Below are 231 nucleotides of genomic sequence, written 5' to 3'. Positions count from 1 at the left end.
GCCGATCTTGCACGCATTGATAGACGCAGGGTCCGGGCCGATCTTGCGCCCAAATGGTGCCAGCCAGGCGTTGGTTTGTGCGCCGATTACCCCCGATTGCAGGCGGATTTGCGTGCCTTGGCCACGGATCTCGCGCCCGTTCCAGTTATCCCCAAGCACTATAAGCACTGAATCGCTGATGGCCTGACCGGACAAGCTGGTGCCAGCAGCCCTGAATGTCACAGCAACACC

Annotated in this window: 1 protein-coding gene; it reads right to left on the bottom strand. The window is 60.2% G+C overall.

Going from position 1 to position 231, the window contains the following annotated elements:
- On the bottom strand, positions 1-222 hold a 222-nt coding region (locus AC3XQU_RS25115; protein ID WP_489876796.1), incomplete at its 3' end, for an FAD-binding oxidoreductase.
- Positions 223-231 lie beyond the last annotated feature (9 nt).

It is taken from the genome of Telluria sp. AZSoR62 (assembly GCF_058111565.1).
Note: the sequence above shows the minus strand (reverse complement) of the source record. Positions and strands in the feature narration are given on the sequence as shown.